This is a genomic window from Clostridium sp. KNHs214 (assembly GCF_000744935.1).
Taxonomy (GTDB): domain Bacteria; phylum Bacillota; class Clostridia; order Clostridiales; family Clostridiaceae; genus Haloimpatiens.
Map to the genome: position 1 here is coordinate 1,059,391 of NZ_JQMW01000011.1, position 18,075 is coordinate 1,077,465.

Sequence of the window (18,075 nt, forward strand, 5' to 3'; positions counted from 1 at the left end):
AATTCTTAATATTTTAGCGTCTCTAGTATCATATTCTTTGAACATACTATTTGCTTTATTAAATTTCATATGTGTATATAGTTTTGACAATGGTACTAGTTGCCTAGGCAAATACTATTGTATAAGTAAAGTACTCATTGTACCTGATGTTTTCTAAAAATATTTTTAGTAAACATCAAACAAATAATTGCCATACTTCCATAAACTATTACTCGCATTAAAAGTAAACTTATAGTTAATCCCCCAAATGAATAAGACAAATAAGTTGAAAAATCACATTCCATCGCCTTATTGGGTAACAAATATAGAATATGATTAAACAATCCATTATCAGCTCCTTTTTTAATAAATAATGAAGCAAATAAAATTATTACTTGAACCATCAAAACCGTAAAAGGTGTTTTAAGTTTAGCTGATAATATAAGTGTAAAAGCAACACTACCAAGTATTACTACATAAGAAATACCGATACATATGAAAGTACTTAAAGAAAATGTAACTGAATAAGGTATTGGTATTAGTGTATCCTTAATTTGAATAGGTAAATTCCATCCATCAATTCCAAAAGCTAAAAGTGGTATAGCTAGTGCAAAAATAAGATTTAATGCAAATACTATCGTAGCAAACGCAAATGCTGCTATTATTTTAGCTCCAATTATTTTTGTCTTTCCATATTTAGCTGCCAAAATAATTGCATCAGCCCCAGATTGGTATTCTCCAGCAAAAATTGGTGCAACCATTATAATTATAGCTAATAATGTAAAGATTAATGCTCCAAGGCTTCTATTTACTGATTCCCATCCTTCGTAGTAACCATACTTATAGGGCCCTTGTATTTTAGAAATTTTATTTAACCAAAAAGTCTTTTCTTCCTCAGAATAATTTCCACCTTTATGATTCATATTTAGAAATGTTGAAACTTTATTATTTCTAATTTTATAAAATCTCGTTCCTTCCTTTGATTTGATTGTAAGTATTTTAGATAAGTCAAAAACTTCATTACCAGGCTCACAGTAATTATAAGCTATCATTGAAAGATACTCACGCTTAGGACTTACATACTTAAGATAAATATCATTTTTTAGTGAAACCTCTCCTACCTCATTTTTTATGGTGTTTTTAGGATTTGAAAATAGCTTTTGGTAAGCCTTAATGTCTTTTGCCACCTGCTCTTCTGTTATTTCATTAGGAAGCTTTTTAACATCTTCCTTTTTCAATTCTATTGCCTTAAGCCCTTTATAATCTCCACTTGCATCTAAATATTCAAATTTAGTAATGAATAATGTGGAAAAAATAATAGTAAGTATTAAACTAACCAAACTAGTTATAATATTTACTCTTTTTTTCGCTAATTTTTTAAATTCAAACTTTATCAAACTATACATAACTTTCACCTTCCTATGACTTAACTTTGTCTTGAAAATAATATAAATACAGATCTTCTAAAGATGAAGGCACATTAATTGCATTATCCATTGGTTTTTCATGACTAACTATTCTTAAATCCACAAATCCATTTCTACTGTGTTGCAAATTTACAGCACAATATTTATTACAAAAATAATCTTCTTGTGATTCAGATACTGTACATTTCCATACACTATTTTCAATTTCTTTCGTTAAACCCTCAACTGAATTTTTGGTAATAACATTTCCATTTTTCATTATAAGAATTTCATCAGCTATACACTCTACATCTGACACAATATGAGTAGATAAGATTACTATTTTATCCTTGGAAAAATTTGATATTAAATTACGAAAACGTACTCTTTCTTTTGGATCAAGTCCTACTGTAGGTTCATCTAAAACTAAAATTTGAGGATCATTTAATACTGCCTGTGCAATTCCTAATCTTTGTTTCATTCCACCTGAAAAAGTTCTAATTTTTCTATTTACAACAGACTCCAACCCTACCATACTTAATAATTCTTTAGTCTTCTCTTTTGCAAATCTTGGCATTAAACCCTTTAAAGAAGCAATGTATAGCATAAATTCTTTCGCTGTAAAATCTGGATAATAACCAAAGTTCTGCGGAAGGTATCCTATCAAATCTCTATATTCCTCCCCCATATTTATGTTATTTTTACCATTTAATTTTACTTCCCCTGAAGTTGGAGTTAACACTCCACAAATTATTCTCATCAAAGTTGTCTTTCCAGCACCATTAGCTCCTAAAAGACCATATATTCCTTCATTTAAATTTAATGAAAGTTCATTTACTGCAAATTTGCTCCCATATTTTTTCGTTAATCTTTCTATAGATAAATTCATATAATAACCTCCTTAACAACATCATCAAACAAATCTAATCTCTTCCACATTTTTTTAACTTCAAAAACAAAAATAACTATAGTAATTGCATAAATTAGAATCCAGCTTGATACGTACTTATTTTCATAAATTCCTAAATCACTAAGTTTTCCCCAAAAAAGTATTGCCATTAATAAAACACTATAAGTTACACAAGCATAATTAAGTTCTTTACCTTTAAAGTATTTCATAATTTGTATACACCCAGTACATACTAAATTAAAGGGTACAAGTGTATACATAATAACTCTAAGCATACTTACATTCACTAATTTACCTTGAAATACCATTATAATAATTAATGCAACACAATCAGTAATACCCAAAATAAGCATTCTTGCAGCTAAAACCTTTTTTAATGAATTCTTAGTAGAAAACTCAATTTCTAACATGCTTTTATTGTAAACCCTTGATATCTCATCAATGTTGATAATCAATAGAAGAGGAGATAAAATTGATATAACAGAAAAAGTTCTAAAATCCACAGACCTCCAAATACCTGAATTATAAAAAACTAAGCAAATTAATCCTAAAATTAGGGTTTGAAATATCCATGTTCTTTTTCTAATAAAACCAATTTGATATAAAATAAACTGCTTATTACTCATTCTAAATTTTGGTACGCTTAATGAATTTTCATGAATAAACTTAATTACCTTCATAGGTGCATCTTTGTCATAATTAGGCACATAATAGTTATTTAGCATTTCCCTCATTTCTCTTTCCTTCCTATTCATACTTGTCCTCCTTTCATGTTCTCACTAATTATATTCATCGCCTTTTTTAACCTATATTTTGTTATAGAAACACCTGCATTCATAATTTTAGCAATATCCTTAATTTTCAGATCCTGATAAAATCTTAAAATTATTATTTCACGTTCTTTTTTAGAAAGCTTGTCCAACGCTTCTTGTACAATAATTTTGTTTTCTAATTTAGAAATTTCTTCTTCTGAAGAATACTCTTCTACTTCTTTTAAAATATATTTGGATTCTTTTTTATAAAAGTCTTTACATTCATTTCCTGCAATTACATAGAGATAATTTTCAAATTTCCCGTAGTGCTTATAATTTCCAATATTTTTTATTACTTTCATAAACACCTCTTGTGTTAAATCTTGTGCAGCCTGCATATTATCTAAATGCCGATAACAATAGTAGTATACTTTTTCGTAATACTTTTTTATTAAATTATCAAATAAATATATTTTTCCATCTTTAATCTCCTGTATTACTTTAGTATCCCCCACTAATGCCACCTCCAAAACGTTTCATACACTATAACGATTGTAACTCTAAAAAAGTCAATAGTTTAATTTTCTTTTTTAGTAAAGTACTTTAGTTGAGAAAATTTTATAACATATATTTACAGTTAAAAAGAATTCATAAAAAGTTTTACAAAGCAATAATAACTAATATTGTCTTACTGAATCTTGCTAATTGTCATAGAATAACCTTGGGTAAATTTTTAAGTGAAGGTATTTGGAATATTAATTTTGCATGGAAAGACATTAGAGAGTTTGTTATAAGTTCTATTTATGAATGTTCATCATAAGCTAATTTACCTATATTTGCAATTTATGATGATACTATTGCTGAAAAAACTAACCGAGTTATTTATCCGAGAGGCTTTGGTATTCAAGTTCAAAATTTTACCCAGTATATTTTAAAAAATGATGTTTGCCTTATTACAGTAAACGTTGGCCTATTGAAGTATTCTTTATGAATTTAACCTATTACGCTCCTTAATTATTAAAATTACAATTTTATAATTGTATACAATTTATAGTAATATTAATCTTACCAAATTATAAAAAGTACATGGTTACTTATGATATAGTTCTCTGAATCAGTAGTAAGTGATGCTTTTCCATCTATTACCTATATATTCATTCTACATAATTGCAGTATAATGTCCAAGTTACAATATGAAAATTCCTTAGTGGATGGTTGCGGAGGGTTTGAACGTTTTATCCTCCTGAACTATTGGTGAACTATTTCACCATAGCTAGGGGGTGGTATTGGATATGTTTGATACTTTAATAAAGTGTATATCGGTTATTTATGTCATTAGATTAATTCTAAAACATAATCTTTTTATACATCATTTAAAAATTAAGATTAAGTTTCTTGGTCTTGATATAGAAGTTAAAAGCAAAGAAAAAAGTGCTCCATCCAACGAAGATTAGCACTTTCTCTAAGATTCATAATTTATAACATAAATCTAATCCAATAGCCCTAAAACAAAATAAATGTTCTAAGGATTGCTTAGTGTTACCAGCACTAAGCTTTTCTTATTTATATTATATCAAATCTTCATAAAAAATAAACCTATATAATTTTTTTATTTTAAAATTTTAATCTCAATAATATAAATTGGAATTTATCGATTATTATTATAAGTTATAATTATATGCCCAATACCAAAAAGTATTGCTGTTATTATCAAACCAATAACCAAATTCTAACACTGATATATTAAAAATCATTAATCCCATTGAACCAAATCTTCCTATCTGCTCAATGATTTCAACTACTTTATTATTATATTTACTTTCAAAGTTTTTTTCTTTCATTGCAAATATAATATTAGGTATCATAATTATCATCATAATAATTAACCCATATACATTTAACCAATTCATTTATCTAAATCCCTTACAAATTTCTAAGAATACTTTTTAGTCTCTTTTCAATTCCCTTTGCATTAAATATTCACTATGACCTGAATCATCATTAACTTGTTCTTTTATTATTTTAAATCCTCTATTTATATAAAACTCTACCGATTTTTTGTTTTCTTTATATACAGCTAATGTTAGTTCATTATATTTATCTATTGCATAATTTATTAAATTCTTACCAATACCGTTACCTTGAAAAGCTACATCAACAAATAACGCGCCTATAAACTCATTATTTATTATACTTATAAACCCTTTTATCCCTTCATTATCTTCATATACAAGAGTCTCAGCTATAGGTATATATACAGTTTTCACAGTATCATAACTATTCTCCCAATGCTCTTTGTTAATAAAATCATGTGCCTTTATAGTACTTTTTAACCATATATTCATTATATTATCTATATCTGTACTTTTAAAATTTCTTATCATCTTACTTCACTCCTAATCTATGATTTATATTTTAAATTTTATCATTTATCAATAAATAATACCAAGTACATATCTAATTCTATATTATCTTTGTACAAAAATGCTGTAGTGTAATTCTAACTACACTACAGCATTAAAACTTATTATTTATTATAATCTCTAATAATTCTTCTGATACTATGTTCTGTCAAATAAAACTTTTGAGATAGTTCTTTTATACTTTTCCCATTTTTATATTCATTAAGTATTTTTATATTTCTATTCTTAATTTCTCGCCTAAATCCACTTTCTTCTCCCCAGGATGTTTTATTATTATATTTTTGGGGTATATATACATATTTACCGTCAATATACTCTTGTATTATCTCTAAAATATCTAAGGGTAAAACTTCCTTTGCATTTTCATATTTCATACTTTTGCTCCTATCCACTTTTTGATGTACATAGTTGAGCAAAATCTACTATGGCTATAGTTGCCGTACTAATATTCTATACGGCTCTAAACAAATTTTTATTATAGACTTTGCTCAGAGCCTTCTACACTTTCAAAATGTATAAATTTTCTCATTATATTTCACCTCAATATATTTTTTTCTATATTTTAATATACTAATTCATTTTATACAATCTCAATAATAACTATATTTCTAAAATTGTTACTTCTTATTTTAAAATATAAACTCCTGGCTAAATTATTATTTGTCTATCACTAAAGAATTATTTTCTTCTTTTATTATAACATATTTTGTAAATGTATTATTACTTACGATACGGTATTTTTACTTATAAAAATAACCCTAGGCAAGTCATATCAATGCCTAAGGTAAGAAACCGCATTTACTTATGATACGGTTCACCGCTCCTAATCCTAAAACCTCTATAAATCTGCTCTAAAAGCATCACTCTAAATAGTTGATGGGGGAAAGTCATCTTTGAAAAGCAGAGCTTATAATTTGCTCTCTTTAAAATTTCCTGGGAAAGTCCTAAAGAACCACCTATTATAAAGGCTATGTGGCTACTTCCTTTTAAGGTACATTCTCCTATGAAATCTGACAATTCTTCTGAGGATATCATCTTACCCTTTAAATCTAAAGCAACTATATACATATTGTCTTTAAGATGATTTAAAATAGCCTGTCCTTCTTTTTCCTTTATAGCTAATTTCTCTTTTTCTGAGGCATTATCAGGAGTTTTTTCATCATGAACTTCTATAAGTTCTAGTTTACAATACCTACCTAATCTCTTGCTATATTCATCTATGGCCATTTTTAAATATTTTTCTTTAAGCTTCCCTACACTAATTATGGTTATGTTCATAACTTTCCCCCTTGTAGTATATTAATTTTTATGTAAAATAAATTCCTTAGGATTACTTCGCATTTTATGCATTCAGTAAATTATTAGAACTATCTATTTAATTTTTAACTTTCCCTCTGCTTCTCTATCCCTTACAGAAACATAGGGACTACCTTTTATATAAAATCTCCATGGGAAATGGATGGCTTCTTCTGCATAATCTATGCCTATTCTCTTGCACTCAACTATTTCTTTGCCTTTATTGCATTTTTCTTCTATTTCTTTGCCTACTATTAAGCTATCGTTAAATTTTGTATCTCCTGTTATCTCTTCTGCCTTTTCTCCATTTTCTTGCTTTACTTCCTGAGCTATATATATTTCATCACCCATTAAGTTTTTCTTATTCATATATCTATCTATATTTAATGCCATACAAAGCTTTGAAGGCCCTGAAGTTAAATTTATTCTCTGTCTCTTTGTGAGTTCCCTGTAGCTTATTGAAAATCTATTTTTACTCATTTTCTCTAGTCCTTCTAATGGTTCCAGCGCCCTTACTAAAACTCCCTGTGCATCTCCTTTTGAACCAGTTATTACATTAAAGCAAAAGTATTTCCCATATATAAAATATACATAGGCTATGCCACCTTCCGCATATAGCGGCATAACTCTTTCGGTCATTCGACCACCATAGGCATGAGAAGCCTTGTCTAATCTAGCTATATAGGCTTCAGTTTCTACTATTCTTCCACTTATTCTTTCTCCATTTACTTCTCTTACCAATACTTTACCCAGCAAATCTTGGGCCACTATTAATGCATCCCTTGTAAAAAACTCTCTATCCATCTTCTTCACTAAAATCACCCTTTATACCATCAATAATGCTTTAATAAAATTTTAAATGAGAACTCAAATTTATTTTTTCGCCAACTTATTTTTCTTACAAGTGAGTCACTTTTATAAAATCACAAGTTTTATGTCCTTGTTAATTTTATAACTGACTTTATCTATTGATTTTATTTTATGTATTTCTAATATTTTAATACGCCATAAAATTTTACAATTAATTTTTACTGAAAACAAGGGCTGAAGAATTAACCCAACTCCTCAGCCCTTATGCAAAATTCCAATATTCATTTATGATTTTTTATTACTTTTAATAAATTAACAAATAAATGCAATGATTAAACCACAAAAGGTACAATGCGGTGAAATTATGAAATTTCTCTGTATTGACTTGCATAAGAAACAAAGAAACTATTTAACTCTAAACTACTTTCCTGCTCCACAACATTTTTTGTATTTCTTTCCACTTCCGCATGGACATGGATCATTTCTTCCTATTTTTTCTTCTTTAACAACAGTTTTAGAGCTTGCCCAAGTTTTTTTAATTTCCTTTCTCTTCTCTTCTGAGAATATTCCATCCCACTGTGGTAATGTATATAAATAATCCGCTTTTGCATCTAACATATTAAAATATAGCTTTTCAAAGTTAACTTTAGCATCTATTTCAGTATTTTCTTCAAAGCTTTCTAAAGGTAACTCTTCTTCTAAACTTTCATTAATTCCATCTAAAAATCCCATAAAGAAAACTGTAGATGCCTCATATTTTTCTGCTAACTCCTTAAATGTTCCCTTTAATTCATTATTGTGAGTTGCTAAAAGCTTAGTATATATGCTTTCTTCTATAGCACCATATTCATCCCAAAAAGCTTGTTCTCCTCTAGTCTTAACGTAATCTACAACCATATCTGTCCATTGTTTATATAAACTCATAATTTCTATCTCCTTTTACTTAATATTACTTTATGCTTTAAATATATCTTATTATAATTAAATTTGTAACTATTTTCAAGTACCCGCTTATCAATTGTAACCTTACTTAGGTACCTTTTATAGTTTTAATAGAATCAATTCTCAAAATAGAACTATTTTTAAACAAAATATACTTTATTTTATAATATCAACTTCTGCCCTTCCCATGGGTTTAGATATATCTACATTTCCACCTAAAGTATCTATATTTTTATTTTCTATCAGTATACTTACTTTATTAATGTAATCTAAACTAGTAAGAGAATATACTATACTCTTTAGACATATTATTTCTTTTTGCTTATCCATTTTAGATTTAGCTTCAGAACTTAAATTAACATATGCTACGCCATCTTTTACTGAAACATTAAGAACTCTAGTCTCCCTGCTCAATATTGGATCTAATTTACTTTCTGTAGAAGGACCATTTATCAATTCTTCCATTACCGTTTTAGCGATAATTTCTTTCTTATTCATTACTCTTGGCTCTTTAGCAAATTGCTCTTTTCCTTTGTTTTTAGAGCTATCAAAATACAAATCTACAGATAAAAAGTTTTCCTTTTCTTCCTTAGATAATTTTATATTTTCTAATTTTTCCTTATTAAGAGAACTTATCTTATCTTTTTTTTCACATCCTGTAAATGTTATTGTACATGCTAACAATAATACAGTAAAGAATGCACAAAACTTTTTAATCATATAAAACACTCCTTAAAAATTTATATACCCACTAGGTTTACTTCTTTCTGCCACTCTTAATTCTATGTCCTTTCCCTGTTTAAGCCCACCATCATTTAGTATATTTAATACTGTTTGATAAGCTAAATCTGGATGATTATTTGTCTTACTTAAATGACCTAAAAAAATAGTTTTCTTCTTATCTTTCATTATGTCCACTATAGCCTTACCACAATCATCATTGGATAAATGCCCCACGTTACTCAAAATTCTTCTTTTTAAGTTATATGGGTATGGCCCAAATTTTAACATCTCTACATCATGATTACTTTCAAGTAAAATTACATCACAATCACTTATAGCGTCCTTTACCTCTTTAGAAAAGTGACCTAAATCAGTAGCTATACATGCCTTTTTGTTGTTATGGCAAATAGCATATCCCTTAGGATTTGCTGCATCGTGAGATATTGTAAAGTTTAATATCTCCACATCTTTTATTTCAATAGAAGCACTTTGAAGTACTTTTATATTATGTTCTTTAATCTTACCTATATTATGACACATTGCGTTCCAAGTATCCTCATTGGCATATATAGGTATGTCGTATTTCCTCGAAAGCACTCCAACTCCTTTTACATGGTCTATATGCTCATGAGTTATAAATATGCCGTCAATATCATTAGGTTTTTCTCCTATTGTGCTTAGTGCATTTTCAATATGTTTTCCAGGCAATCCAGCATCAACTAATATTTTAGTATTCTCTGTGCCTACAAAAATGCTATTGCCACTACTCCCACTATATAAAGGACAAAATATCATATTTACATAATCTCCATTTCTAATCTATATGTTTTCTTCTCTTCTTATATTTGCACCTAATTCTCTAAATTTTTCTTCTATATGCGGATACCCTCTGTCTATATGCTCTATTCCTATTATCTGTGATTCCCCTTCAGCCATTAAAGCAGCTATTACCATAGCAGCTCCAGCTCTTAAATCTGTAGCCTTTAACACTGCCCCTGTTAACTTATCTATTCCATCGATTATTGCCGTTCTTCCTTCTACCTTTACTAAAGCTCCCATTTTCTTTAATTCATCTACATGTTTAAATCTGTTTTCCCATATACTTTCATTAACTATACTTCTTCCCTTAGCTGTACACAATAAAGAAGTCATTGGTTGCTGTATGTCTGTAGGAAAACCTGGATAAGGTAATGTTTTTATGTTTATTGCCTTTAAATCCTTATGGCTTATGACTTTAACAGAATCACCATTTGGAACAATTTCCACTCCTGTTTCTACAAGTTTTGCTGAAATAGATTCTAAGTGCTTTGGTATCACATTTCTAATTGTAACTTCGCCACCACAAGCTGCTGTAGCTATCATATATGTTCCTGCTTCTATTTGGTCAGGAATTACACTGTAGTTACAACCAACTAGCTTTTCTACACCAAATACCTTTATAACATCAGTTCCAGCGCCCTTTATATTTGCTCCCATTGAATTTAAAAAATTCGCCACATCGACTACATGAGGTTCCTTAGCAACATTTTCAAGTACAGTTACTCCTTCAGCCAAAGTAGCTGCTAACATAACATTAATAGTGGCTCCTACGCTGACTACATCAAAGAATATCTTAGTTCCAACTAACTTGTCCGCTTTAACTATTATAGCTCCATGCTCTATAACCACATCTGCACCTAATGCCTCAAATCCCTTTATGTGTTGGTCTATTGGTCTTACCCCTATTGGACACCCCCCTGGGAGTTCTACTTTAGCCTTTTTAAATCTTGCTAAAAGAGCCCCTATTAAATAGTAGGAAGCTCTCATCTTTCTTGCATCTTCTGTGCAAGCATCTGTACTATTTAAATTACTACTATCTATATGTGCAGTATTTCTCTCTTTATTTACTTTACAACCTAAGTTTTCCAGTATTCTCTCTAAACAATGAACATCTTCTATGTCAGGAATATTATCTATTTTACAAACACCTTCACTCGCCAATATAGCTGCTGGTAAAATAGCTACCGCAGCATTCTTTGCTCCGCTGATTTCAACTTCTCCAAAAAGTTTATTTCCACCATTTATAATCAACTTTTCCATTTATAATATCCATCCTCACTATACGATAATTTTAAAATTAATTCACAAAGATTATTATATCATAACTTAATTATTTTTTAATAATATTTTTAAATTTATATTCAAGTAAATTCTGTATTTATATTAAGTTTATTTTAAAACATTATAAAAAAAATACTAATATGATATAATAATAATAAATCTAGTAAATAAATATACTAATTTGGGGGATGGCAAATGAAATATGAAGTAGTAGCTTTATTCGATACCAGCTCAACCTATCACATGGACAATATTCTTAATAGAGCATGCAGAAAATATAGATTAACAAAAAATTTCCCAAGTGCATATGTACATCTTGGTACTGTTTGGGACATAAAAATAGAGGACTTGGACTCAATAGTATATAAGGTTCTAAAACCTTATAAAAAATTTAAAGTTCAACTAAATAATAATATATTGGTAGATGAAAGTAATAAACTTATTAGTTTAAAAGTTGAAAATAAGGGATATATCACTAGAATAGCTAGAAACCTAAATGAAACGCTTTCTTTATCTGGATTTTCTGTTAAAACTCAAAATGAAAAAAATGAACTATATATTCCTTTAGCCAATATTCTTAGTAATAAAAGAAATTACTTTCTTAAAAATAATAATTTTCATCCTCTATGGAATTCAAACCAAAATTATACTTTTAAAGTAAATAGAATAGAGGTTTGGAAAAATTCAAATAATAAAAAAGACTCTAGTATAAAAAAATACGAGTTAAGAGATTATTAAATCATACAGGAGGCCTTAAAATGAAATACTACCTTGTGGCTCTGTTTGATAAAAATACCTACAAACGTTTAGAAAAAATTCAAATTGAACTTTCTAATAAGTATAATCTTTATAGTAAATTACCAAAGTTACACATAACATTGGAAATAATAGAAGACCCTAACTTAGATAAATTGCAAGAAATTATCTCTAATATACTAAAAGATTATAAAAAATTCCAAGTTAAAATAAAGGACGTTATCTGCTTTTATCCACCATATAAATCTGTAAATCTTAAAGTGGATGAAGAAGGTCCAATCACAGATTTATCTAAATCCTTTAATAAAATATTAGGAGACCACAAATTTAATGTTAGGGATAACATTAAAGATTGGGATTTACATGTTTCTATTGCAAACACCAACTTTTCCTCTAGAGAATGGTCTCGGGAAGAATTTGTACAAGCTTGTACCTTACTTAAAAGCCAAAAATGCGACTTTTGGGGCACTATTGAGAAAATAGAACTTTGGAGTCCTATAAATGATTATGATAAAATGATTATACACAGTTATCAGCTTAAATAAATTCAATAGCCAAGCTTAGGCACATTCAAATAAATAACAAGTCAGTATGCTAGTCTATTTTGCGTCATACTGCATCAGCAGAACCCACCGATAGTCCTACTATCGGCGGAACCTGCTTCCTTGTCTGGCACAAAATATACCAGCATCTTTGACTTGTTATTTCTTTTCATGTACCTTATCTAATTTTATTTTATTATTTTTTTCTGTAATCGTTTCACAATCTTTCAATATTTTTAAAAATCAGATAAAATGTATTTATACTCTTAAAATTAGAAAGGCGGCTTTTATTTATGAGATTTGACAGGTTGTTCTCTTTGCAAAAAGATTTAAACAATCATATAGAGCAAGCGCATAATTTAACTGGTCCACTTCTATCTAAAAAAATACTAGCTTTACAAGTTGAAATTGGAGAGTTAGCCAATGAAACCAGGTGCTTTAAATACTGGAGTAAACAAGGTCCTTCAAGTAAAGATATAATTCTTGAGGAATATGTAGATTGCCTACATTTCATATTAAGCATTGGTCTTGATAAAGGTTATGAAAATATAGATTTTATATCTACACAACCCGAAACTGAAATTATTCAACAATTTTTAAATCTATTTATAGACATAAATGACTTCATAACTTGTAATTCAAAGGACCACTACATAACTTTATTTCAAGATTTTATTTCACTAGGGTTTAGCCTAAATTTTTCAATAGAAGATATTGAAAATGGCTATTTTAAAAAAAATAAATTAAATCATAAACGTCAAGAACAAGGATACTAATCTCTACCTCCCATATTAAAGTAATACATATTAATATTATGGTTAAAATATTATGGGAGGGTGATTTTATGATTGGATTATTAATGTCTATAATATCTGGGATTTGTATGAGTCTCCAAGGCGTATTTAACACTAGATTAGGCGAAAAAATAGGTACTTGGGAAACAAATGTCTTTGTTCAAGGTACTGGTTTTGTTATTACTTTAGTAATACTACTTCTAGCAGGAAAGGGTAATTTTAAAAATATAAAATCTGCAAATAAGTTATATCTCCTCGGGGGCGTTCTAGGAGTAATAATAATATTCACAGTTATGGAAGGCATATCAAAGCTAGGACCAACATATTCCATTGCTACTATATTAATTTCACAGCTAGCTGCTGCCGCTCTAATAGACGCCTTTGGAGCTTTTGGCAGTGAACAATTACATTTTGGTGTGACTAAATATATTGGTTTAGGGCTTATGATATTGGGTATAGTATTGTTCAAATGGAGGGGCTAATTTTCTTATAAAATTTTAAGGGGGATGTTTCATGGATTTTAAGCAAATAGAAGCTTTTATAAGCGTTGCTAAGCTAAAAAGTTTCTCAAAAGCTGCAAATGACATTTTTTTATCACAACCTACTATAAGTTCTCATATTTCTAGTTTAGAAAAAGATTTAAGTGTACAACTTTTCGATAGGACTTCTAAAGAAGTAAACTTAACACCGGCCGGAGAATCTTTCCTGGAATATGCCATAGATATAATAAATATTAGAAATAATGCTATAAGCCATGTTTCTTGTTTTAACAATAATATATGTGGCAAGCTAAGCTTATTAGCTAGCACTACTCCTTGTAATTCAATAGTCCCAAAATTAATTTTAAAATTTAGCGGTAAATATCCTGAAACCACTTTTGATGTAAAAGAACTCAGTTCAGGTAATATTGTTAAAAACATTTTAAACTTCGACCATGAACTAGGAATAGTTGGAACTTACATAGAAGATGACAAAATTAAAAGCTATAAATTACTAGACGATGAGCTAGTTGTAATTTCTAGTAAGAATCTAAATTTACCTGATTTAGTAGATGTAGATACATTAAAAAAACAAAAATTTATAATGAGAGAGAAATCTTCCGCTACTAGAGCTACTATGGAAGTTGAATTCAAAAAATACGGTATAAATTTAAATTCTCTAAATATTATATGTGAAGTAAACAACATAGACACTCTAATTCAGTTTGTAAATACAGGCATGGGAATTTCTATAGTTTCCAAGAAAATTTTTGAAAACTGTTCTAATTCAAACAAACTAAAAATAAGTAAAATAAAAGACATAAATATTAATAGAGGAATATACTTAATAATAAATTTCAAACGTACATTAACACCTTGCGGAAAAGCTTTTCTAAAACTTTGTGCTGATGAGTACAACCTTAAATTATAATATTACAAAATATTCATGGCCAATAAAATAAGCTGAAATTTAACTAGAGTTTTTTACTCCATGTAAATTTCAGCTTACAACTTTTTTAGTGGCACCCTCCACAACATGAACAGTTTCCACCACAGGAATTCTTTCCATAATACTTTCCCTTATAAACTCTTTCCACTTCTTCACTATTGCATTTAGGACATTTGACCTTTTCATCCGATGAAGCTATCTCAAAAAATTCACTTCCGCATTTTTTGCATTTAAAATCAATTATTGGCATAATAATTACCTCCAAACCTATAAATTTTTTTATTTATATAATTATAAAGATATTTATTTCATATACTAAATTATATAAAACCTCATTTTTATTTTAACACTTAGCTTTATTTTAAACTATAATATAGTGTAATATAGTGTAACACTTTTAGGGGGTTTTTTATATAATGTTTTCATTTAAAAATAAGTTAGAAAAAAACTTAAAAATATCCCTAGATAACAATGAGTATAAAAACTACAGAGTATTGATTCACTATAAAACTCTAAAGAAAAAGATAGAAAGTAAAATTAGCCGCTATAAGGGAAATATAATTAGGAACATTTCAAGTTTAAACACATTTTGTGCTTACGTTTCCCCCTACACCCTAAGTAGGCTGCTAGAGCATCCAGAAATAGATTATGCTTGTTTTGATGAAATTGCCTTAATATGTGGTGAGGAGCAAAGTATAGAAGAAGCGAATAAAATTTCCCTTAAAGGAAACTACAGATTAACTGGAAGAGGAATAGGCATTGGATTAGTTGATACTGGAGTTTATCCTCATGAGGATTTAAAAAAACCTTTTAATAAAATAGTGCAATTTAGAGATTTAATTAGAGATTGTAATTACCCTTATGATGATAACGGTCATGGTACTTTCATAAGCGGTCTTTTATGTGGTAGCGGTGAAAGTTCAAATGGTAGATTTAAAGGGATTGCAGAGAACAGTCATATATACTGTATAAAAGCTTTTAATGGTACTGGAAAAGGCTTTATTGCTGACATACTATTTGCTTTAGAAACATTAATAGAAGAAAGCGAATTAAATAACATAAAGCTAATTTGCCTCCCCTTTGAATGCTTAAATAATAATTCTTTTATACTCTCTCTATTTGATGCCATATTTAAAAATGCTCAGGAAAAAGGTATTACAATTCTTGTACCTGCTGGACATAATGGAAATACACAAGGTTCTATAAGGGGTATTGCTACTCTAAGTAGTTGTATTACTGTAGGTGGAATAGACACTTGCCATTATCCTGCTAAACCTTATGAATTTTCTTCTTCAGGCCCTTATAAAAACTTTCAAAAACCAGATTTAGTAGCAGCTTGTGTAAACTTAACCTCTCTAAATAGCGATACATCTTATCTATCACAAAGAAACAATATGAAAATATATCCTAAACCCATAAAAAAACCCTATACCTTCTACACTGGTACATCTTGTGCTACAGCTTATGTATGTGGGCTTTGTGCATTATTATTGGAAAATGATCCTAATTTAAAATTTGAAGATACTTTATCCTTACTAAAGGTTTCTTGTACCCTGCTAAATATGCCTAAAACTCTGCAAGGAAGTGGAATAATAGATATAGATAAACTTTTACCTTAATTCTTGTAATTCTTCGCTTTTTAAAATATAGTTTTGTATGATAAACATATAAAATTATATAATCCTTGCAAAAATTGCTAATGAATATTATAATTTAATTAACTAATAATATTTATTATTAGATATTATTTATGAGGAGTGATTGATATGATTAGCCAAAGATTATTTGATGAACTAAACAAACAGGTTAACTATGAATTTTATTCTGAATACCTTTATTTAGCAATGGCCGCATACTGTGAATCGTTAGATTTGGAGGGTTTTGGAAATTTCTTTAAAGTTCAAGCAGAAGAAGAAAGATTCCATGCTATGAAACTTTTCAATTATATAAATGAAATGGATGGAAGAGTTACTTTAGATGCCATAGAAAAACCTTGTAATGAATATGAGTCTGCTTTAAATGTATTTGAAAAAGCTCTAGAACATGAAAAGTTTGTAACTAGCAGAATCTATCATCTTAGCGATATAGCTACTGAAGAAAGAGAGCATGCTACTATAAGCTTCTTAAAATGGTATATAGACGAACAAGTAGAAGAAGAAGCCAGTTTCAGTAAACTTGTAAAAAAACTTAAATTATTAAAAGATGACAGCCACGGTTTATTCATGTTAGACTCTGAACTTGCTCAAAGAACTTTCACACCACCAGTTACTAACTAAAAGCATATATTACGAAGTAAGTGCAATAAGAAAAATCACACTTTAAGTTCATAAAAAAATTGTAATTTGGGACTAATCACAATTTTTTTATTCCCTTAAAGTGTGATTTTTCGGTTCATGCATAGTTTAGGCCTACTATTTGTGTCATTAGGTAAAGTATATATAAGCCATTATGTATTATTTTCTTTTTATATAATAATCACTATAAGGAAAGGTGTTGTTCTCTAATTTGTCAAAACTATTATTCTCCAAGGCTAAAACTCTTTCTTCATCGTCTTTAGTTGCTTTAATGATAATATTTTTAATATCAAAGTCTGCATAAAAATTATCAGAAACCATTCTTAAAATTTCAGATAAAACTATTTTATTTTCAAGAGATGAAATGATGTCTATTCTTAATATACCAGTCTGACAAGCACCATCCCAAAATCTTGTTGTATTAGGAACGGGTGCTATTTCGATAGTGCCTACTATCTTATTTGTCTGCTTATGATTAATACTCCATCTTATATAAAATCTATCGTCAAATTCTTGCTCCACCCCTTAATCCCCTTTATTACAGTGTCAATATTGCGTGTATCCCATACACCGCCACAATTATCATTATTCATACGATTTTTAGTAATCGAATCAGAATAGCACTCAAATAAGTCTATTGCGTCTTCCTCTTTAACTTTTGTAAATATTAAGTTATTGGTTTCATAAACTGGACACTTATCAAATGGATTAATATTACTCATTATTGGATACCCCCATCTTTGTATATATAACTTTCATATAATTATATAGCATATTGTTATATAATTTCAAATACTTAGCATAATTAGTTCTTTTATTGGCGGCAGCCAGCCTAAATACTAAAGCTAAGATTTATATAACCCTATGCCTTACGTCAAAATATATTAAGTCTTATTTACCTTTTTATTTTGATAAGTAAT

At 28.7% G+C, this 18,075-nt stretch carries 23 protein-coding genes; 7 read left to right on the forward strand and 16 right to left on the reverse strand.

Features of this window, described 5'->3' with window-relative positions:
• Positions 1-134 precede the first annotated feature (134 nt).
• The 13 genes from CC89_RS13485 to murA all read right to left on the reverse strand — a co-directional run bounded on the left by CC89_RS13485 (position 135) and on the right by murA (position 11,320).
• Positions 135-1,385 (reverse strand): ABC transporter permease subunit, encoded by a 1,251-nt coding sequence (locus tag CC89_RS13485; RefSeq protein WP_035292916.1) that lies wholly within the window; start codon positions 1,383-1,385, stop codon positions 135-137.
• A 13-nt stretch (positions 1,386-1,398) separates the two neighbouring features.
• On the reverse strand, positions 1,399-2,274 hold the full coding sequence (locus CC89_RS13490) for an ABC transporter ATP-binding protein (protein ID WP_035292918.1): 876 nt from the start codon (positions 2,272-2,274) through the stop codon (positions 1,399-1,401).
• Positions 2,271-3,050 (reverse strand): hypothetical protein, encoded by a 780-nt coding sequence (locus CC89_RS13495; protein ID WP_035292920.1) that lies wholly within the window; start codon positions 3,048-3,050, stop codon positions 2,271-2,273. Before CC89_RS13495 ends, CC89_RS13490 begins: the two co-directional genes overlap by 4 nt.
• Complete coding sequence (locus tag CC89_RS13500; RefSeq protein ID WP_035292922.1) at positions 3,047-3,562, reverse strand: RNA polymerase sigma factor; 516 nt, start codon at positions 3,560-3,562, stop codon at positions 3,047-3,049. Before CC89_RS13500 ends, CC89_RS13495 begins: the two co-directional genes overlap by 4 nt.
• 1,146 nt (positions 3,563-4,708) lie before the next feature.
• A complete protein-coding gene (locus CC89_RS13510) occupies positions 4,709-4,957 on the reverse strand; it encodes a hypothetical protein (RefSeq protein ID WP_051931781.1) in 249 nt (82 codons plus the stop codon).
• Positions 4,958-4,993: 36 nt separating this feature from the next.
• Positions 4,994-5,431, reverse strand: coding sequence for an N-acetyltransferase (locus CC89_RS13515; RefSeq protein WP_035292926.1), 438 nt, complete (start codon positions 5,429-5,431; stop codon positions 4,994-4,996).
• A gap of 143 nt (positions 5,432-5,574) precedes the next feature.
• Positions 5,575-5,862, reverse strand: coding sequence for a CD3324 family protein (locus CC89_RS13520; protein WP_353601476.1), 288 nt, complete (start codon positions 5,860-5,862; stop codon positions 5,575-5,577).
• 406 nt (positions 5,863-6,268) lie between these two features.
• The gene (gene rlmH, locus CC89_RS13525; RefSeq protein ID WP_035292930.1) at positions 6,269-6,748 is read right to left on the reverse strand and encodes a 23S rRNA (pseudouridine(1915)-N(3))-methyltransferase RlmH; all 480 of its coding nucleotides are present in this window, start codon (positions 6,746-6,748) and stop codon (positions 6,269-6,271) included.
• 93 nt (positions 6,749-6,841) lie between these two features.
• Positions 6,842-7,570: a DNA-3-methyladenine glycosylase gene (locus tag CC89_RS13530; RefSeq protein WP_035293640.1), complete on the reverse strand. Its 729-nt coding sequence runs from the start codon at positions 7,568-7,570 to the stop codon at positions 6,842-6,844.
• A gap of 426 nt (positions 7,571-7,996) precedes the next feature.
• Positions 7,997-8,500, reverse strand: a complete 504-nt coding sequence (locus CC89_RS13535) for an SEC-C metal-binding domain-containing protein (RefSeq protein ID WP_035292932.1) — start codon at positions 8,498-8,500, stop codon at positions 7,997-7,999.
• 174 nt (positions 8,501-8,674) lie between these two features.
• The gene (locus tag CC89_RS13540) at positions 8,675-9,238 is read right to left on the reverse strand and encodes a GerMN domain-containing protein (protein ID WP_035292934.1); all 564 of its coding nucleotides are present in this window, start codon (positions 9,236-9,238) and stop codon (positions 8,675-8,677) included.
• A gap of 12 nt (positions 9,239-9,250) precedes the next feature.
• Positions 9,251-10,036 carry an MBL fold metallo-hydrolase gene (locus CC89_RS13545; RefSeq protein WP_035292936.1) on the reverse strand — a complete coding sequence of 262 codons (786 nt, stop codon included), beginning with the start codon at positions 10,034-10,036 and terminating at the stop codon, positions 9,251-9,253.
• A gap of 24 nt (positions 10,037-10,060) precedes the next feature.
• Positions 10,061-11,320: a UDP-N-acetylglucosamine 1-carboxyvinyltransferase gene (gene murA, locus CC89_RS13550; protein WP_035292938.1), complete on the reverse strand. Its 1,260-nt coding sequence runs from the start codon at positions 11,318-11,320 to the stop codon at positions 10,061-10,063.
• Between the two features lie 216 nt (positions 11,321-11,536).
• On the opposite strand from murA, the gene CC89_RS13555 reads away from it, so the two are divergent.
• From CC89_RS13555 to CC89_RS13575, 5 genes are all read left to right on the forward strand, one after another.
• The gene (locus tag CC89_RS13555; protein WP_035292940.1) at positions 11,537-12,079 is read left to right on the forward strand and encodes a hypothetical protein; all 543 of its coding nucleotides are present in this window, start codon (positions 11,537-11,539) and stop codon (positions 12,077-12,079) included.
• Positions 12,080-12,099: 20 nt separating this feature from the next.
• Positions 12,100-12,642, forward strand: coding sequence for a 2'-5' RNA ligase family protein (locus CC89_RS13560; RefSeq protein WP_035292942.1), 543 nt, complete (start codon positions 12,100-12,102; stop codon positions 12,640-12,642).
• Between the two features lie 290 nt (positions 12,643-12,932).
• Complete coding sequence (locus CC89_RS13565) at positions 12,933-13,415, forward strand: dUTP diphosphatase (protein WP_035292945.1); 483 nt, start codon at positions 12,933-12,935, stop codon at positions 13,413-13,415.
• 68 nt (positions 13,416-13,483) lie between these two features.
• Positions 13,484-13,915: a DMT family transporter gene (locus CC89_RS13570; RefSeq protein WP_035292947.1), complete on the forward strand. Its 432-nt coding sequence runs from the start codon at positions 13,484-13,486 to the stop codon at positions 13,913-13,915.
• 31 nt (positions 13,916-13,946) lie between these two features.
• Entirely contained in the window at positions 13,947-14,843 is an 897-nt protein-coding gene (locus CC89_RS13575; protein ID WP_035292949.1) for a selenium metabolism-associated LysR family transcriptional regulator, read from the forward strand.
• An 85-nt stretch (positions 14,844-14,928) separates the two neighbouring features.
• On the opposite strand, the gene CC89_RS13580 is transcribed toward CC89_RS13575, so the two are convergent.
• Positions 14,929-15,111 carry an FmdB family zinc ribbon protein gene (locus CC89_RS13580; RefSeq protein WP_035292951.1) on the reverse strand — a complete coding sequence of 61 codons (183 nt, stop codon included), beginning with the start codon at positions 15,109-15,111 and terminating at the stop codon, positions 14,929-14,931.
• Positions 15,112-15,277: 166 nt separating this feature from the next.
• Between CC89_RS13580 and CC89_RS13585 the strand changes: the two genes are divergently transcribed.
• The gene (locus CC89_RS13585; protein ID WP_035292953.1) at positions 15,278-16,480 is read left to right on the forward strand and encodes a S8 family serine peptidase; all 1,203 of its coding nucleotides are present in this window, start codon (positions 15,278-15,280) and stop codon (positions 16,478-16,480) included.
• Between the two features lie 147 nt (positions 16,481-16,627).
• Positions 16,628-17,137, forward strand: coding sequence for a ferritin (locus CC89_RS13590; RefSeq protein ID WP_035292955.1), 510 nt, complete (start codon positions 16,628-16,630; stop codon positions 17,135-17,137).
• A gap of 177 nt (positions 17,138-17,314) precedes the next feature.
• On the opposite strand, the gene CC89_RS13595 is transcribed toward CC89_RS13590, so the two are convergent.
• The gene (locus CC89_RS13595; RefSeq protein WP_035292957.1) at positions 17,315-17,677 is read right to left on the reverse strand and encodes a hypothetical protein; all 363 of its coding nucleotides are present in this window, start codon (positions 17,675-17,677) and stop codon (positions 17,315-17,317) included.
• Positions 17,644-17,877 carry a hypothetical protein gene (locus CC89_RS13600; protein ID WP_035292959.1) on the reverse strand — a complete coding sequence of 78 codons (234 nt, stop codon included), beginning with the start codon at positions 17,875-17,877 and terminating at the stop codon, positions 17,644-17,646. Before CC89_RS13600 ends, CC89_RS13595 begins: the two co-directional genes overlap by 34 nt.
• Positions 17,878-18,075: the final 198 nt, after the last annotated feature.

Coding starts and splice junctions, on each gene's coding strand:
- CC89_RS13485 (WP_035292916.1), bottom strand. CDS start 1,385: ATGTATAGTTTGATAAAGTTTGAATTTAAAAAATTAGCGAAAAAAAGA.
- CC89_RS13490 (WP_035292918.1), bottom strand. CDS start 2,274: ATGAATTTATCTATAGAAAGATTAACGAAAAAATATGGGAGCAAATTT.
- CC89_RS13495 (WP_035292920.1), bottom strand. CDS start 3,050: ATGAATAGGAAGGAAAGAGAAATGAGGGAAATGCTAAATAACTATTAT.
- CC89_RS13510 (WP_051931781.1), bottom strand. CDS start 4,957: ATGAATTGGTTAAATGTATATGGGTTAATTATTATGATGATAATTATG.
- CC89_RS13515 (WP_035292926.1), bottom strand. CDS start 5,431: ATGATAAGAAATTTTAAAAGTACAGATATAGATAATATAATGAATATA.
- rlmH (WP_035292930.1), bottom strand. CDS start 6,748: ATGAACATAACCATAATTAGTGTAGGGAAGCTTAAAGAAAAATATTTA.
- CC89_RS13530 (WP_035293640.1), bottom strand. CDS start 7,570: ATGGATAGAGAGTTTTTTACAAGGGATGCATTAATAGTGGCCCAAGAT.
- CC89_RS13535 (WP_035292932.1), bottom strand. CDS start 8,500: ATGAGTTTATATAAACAATGGACAGATATGGTTGTAGATTACGTTAAG.
- CC89_RS13540 (WP_035292934.1), bottom strand. CDS start 9,238: ATGATTAAAAAGTTTTGTGCATTCTTTACTGTATTATTGTTAGCATGT.
- CC89_RS13545 (WP_035292936.1), bottom strand. CDS start 10,036: ATGATATTTTGTCCTTTATATAGTGGGAGTAGTGGCAATAGCATTTTT.
- murA (WP_035292938.1), bottom strand. CDS start 11,320: ATGGAAAAGTTGATTATAAATGGTGGAAATAAACTTTTTGGAGAAGTT.
- CC89_RS13555 (WP_035292940.1), top strand. CDS start 11,537: ATGAAATATGAAGTAGTAGCTTTATTCGATACCAGCTCAACCTATCAC.
- CC89_RS13560 (WP_035292942.1), top strand. CDS start 12,100: ATGAAATACTACCTTGTGGCTCTGTTTGATAAAAATACCTACAAACGT.
- CC89_RS13565 (WP_035292945.1), top strand. CDS start 12,933: ATGAGATTTGACAGGTTGTTCTCTTTGCAAAAAGATTTAAACAATCAT.
- CC89_RS13570 (WP_035292947.1), top strand. CDS start 13,484: ATGATTGGATTATTAATGTCTATAATATCTGGGATTTGTATGAGTCTC.
- CC89_RS13575 (WP_035292949.1), top strand. CDS start 13,947: ATGGATTTTAAGCAAATAGAAGCTTTTATAAGCGTTGCTAAGCTAAAA.
- CC89_RS13580 (WP_035292951.1), bottom strand. CDS start 15,111: ATGCCAATAATTGATTTTAAATGCAAAAAATGCGGAAGTGAATTTTTT.
- CC89_RS13585 (WP_035292953.1), top strand. CDS start 15,278: ATGTTTTCATTTAAAAATAAGTTAGAAAAAAACTTAAAAATATCCCTA.
- CC89_RS13590 (WP_035292955.1), top strand. CDS start 16,628: ATGATTAGCCAAAGATTATTTGATGAACTAAACAAACAGGTTAACTAT.
- CC89_RS13600 (WP_035292959.1), bottom strand. CDS start 17,877: ATGAGTAATATTAATCCATTTGATAAGTGTCCAGTTTATGAAACCAAT.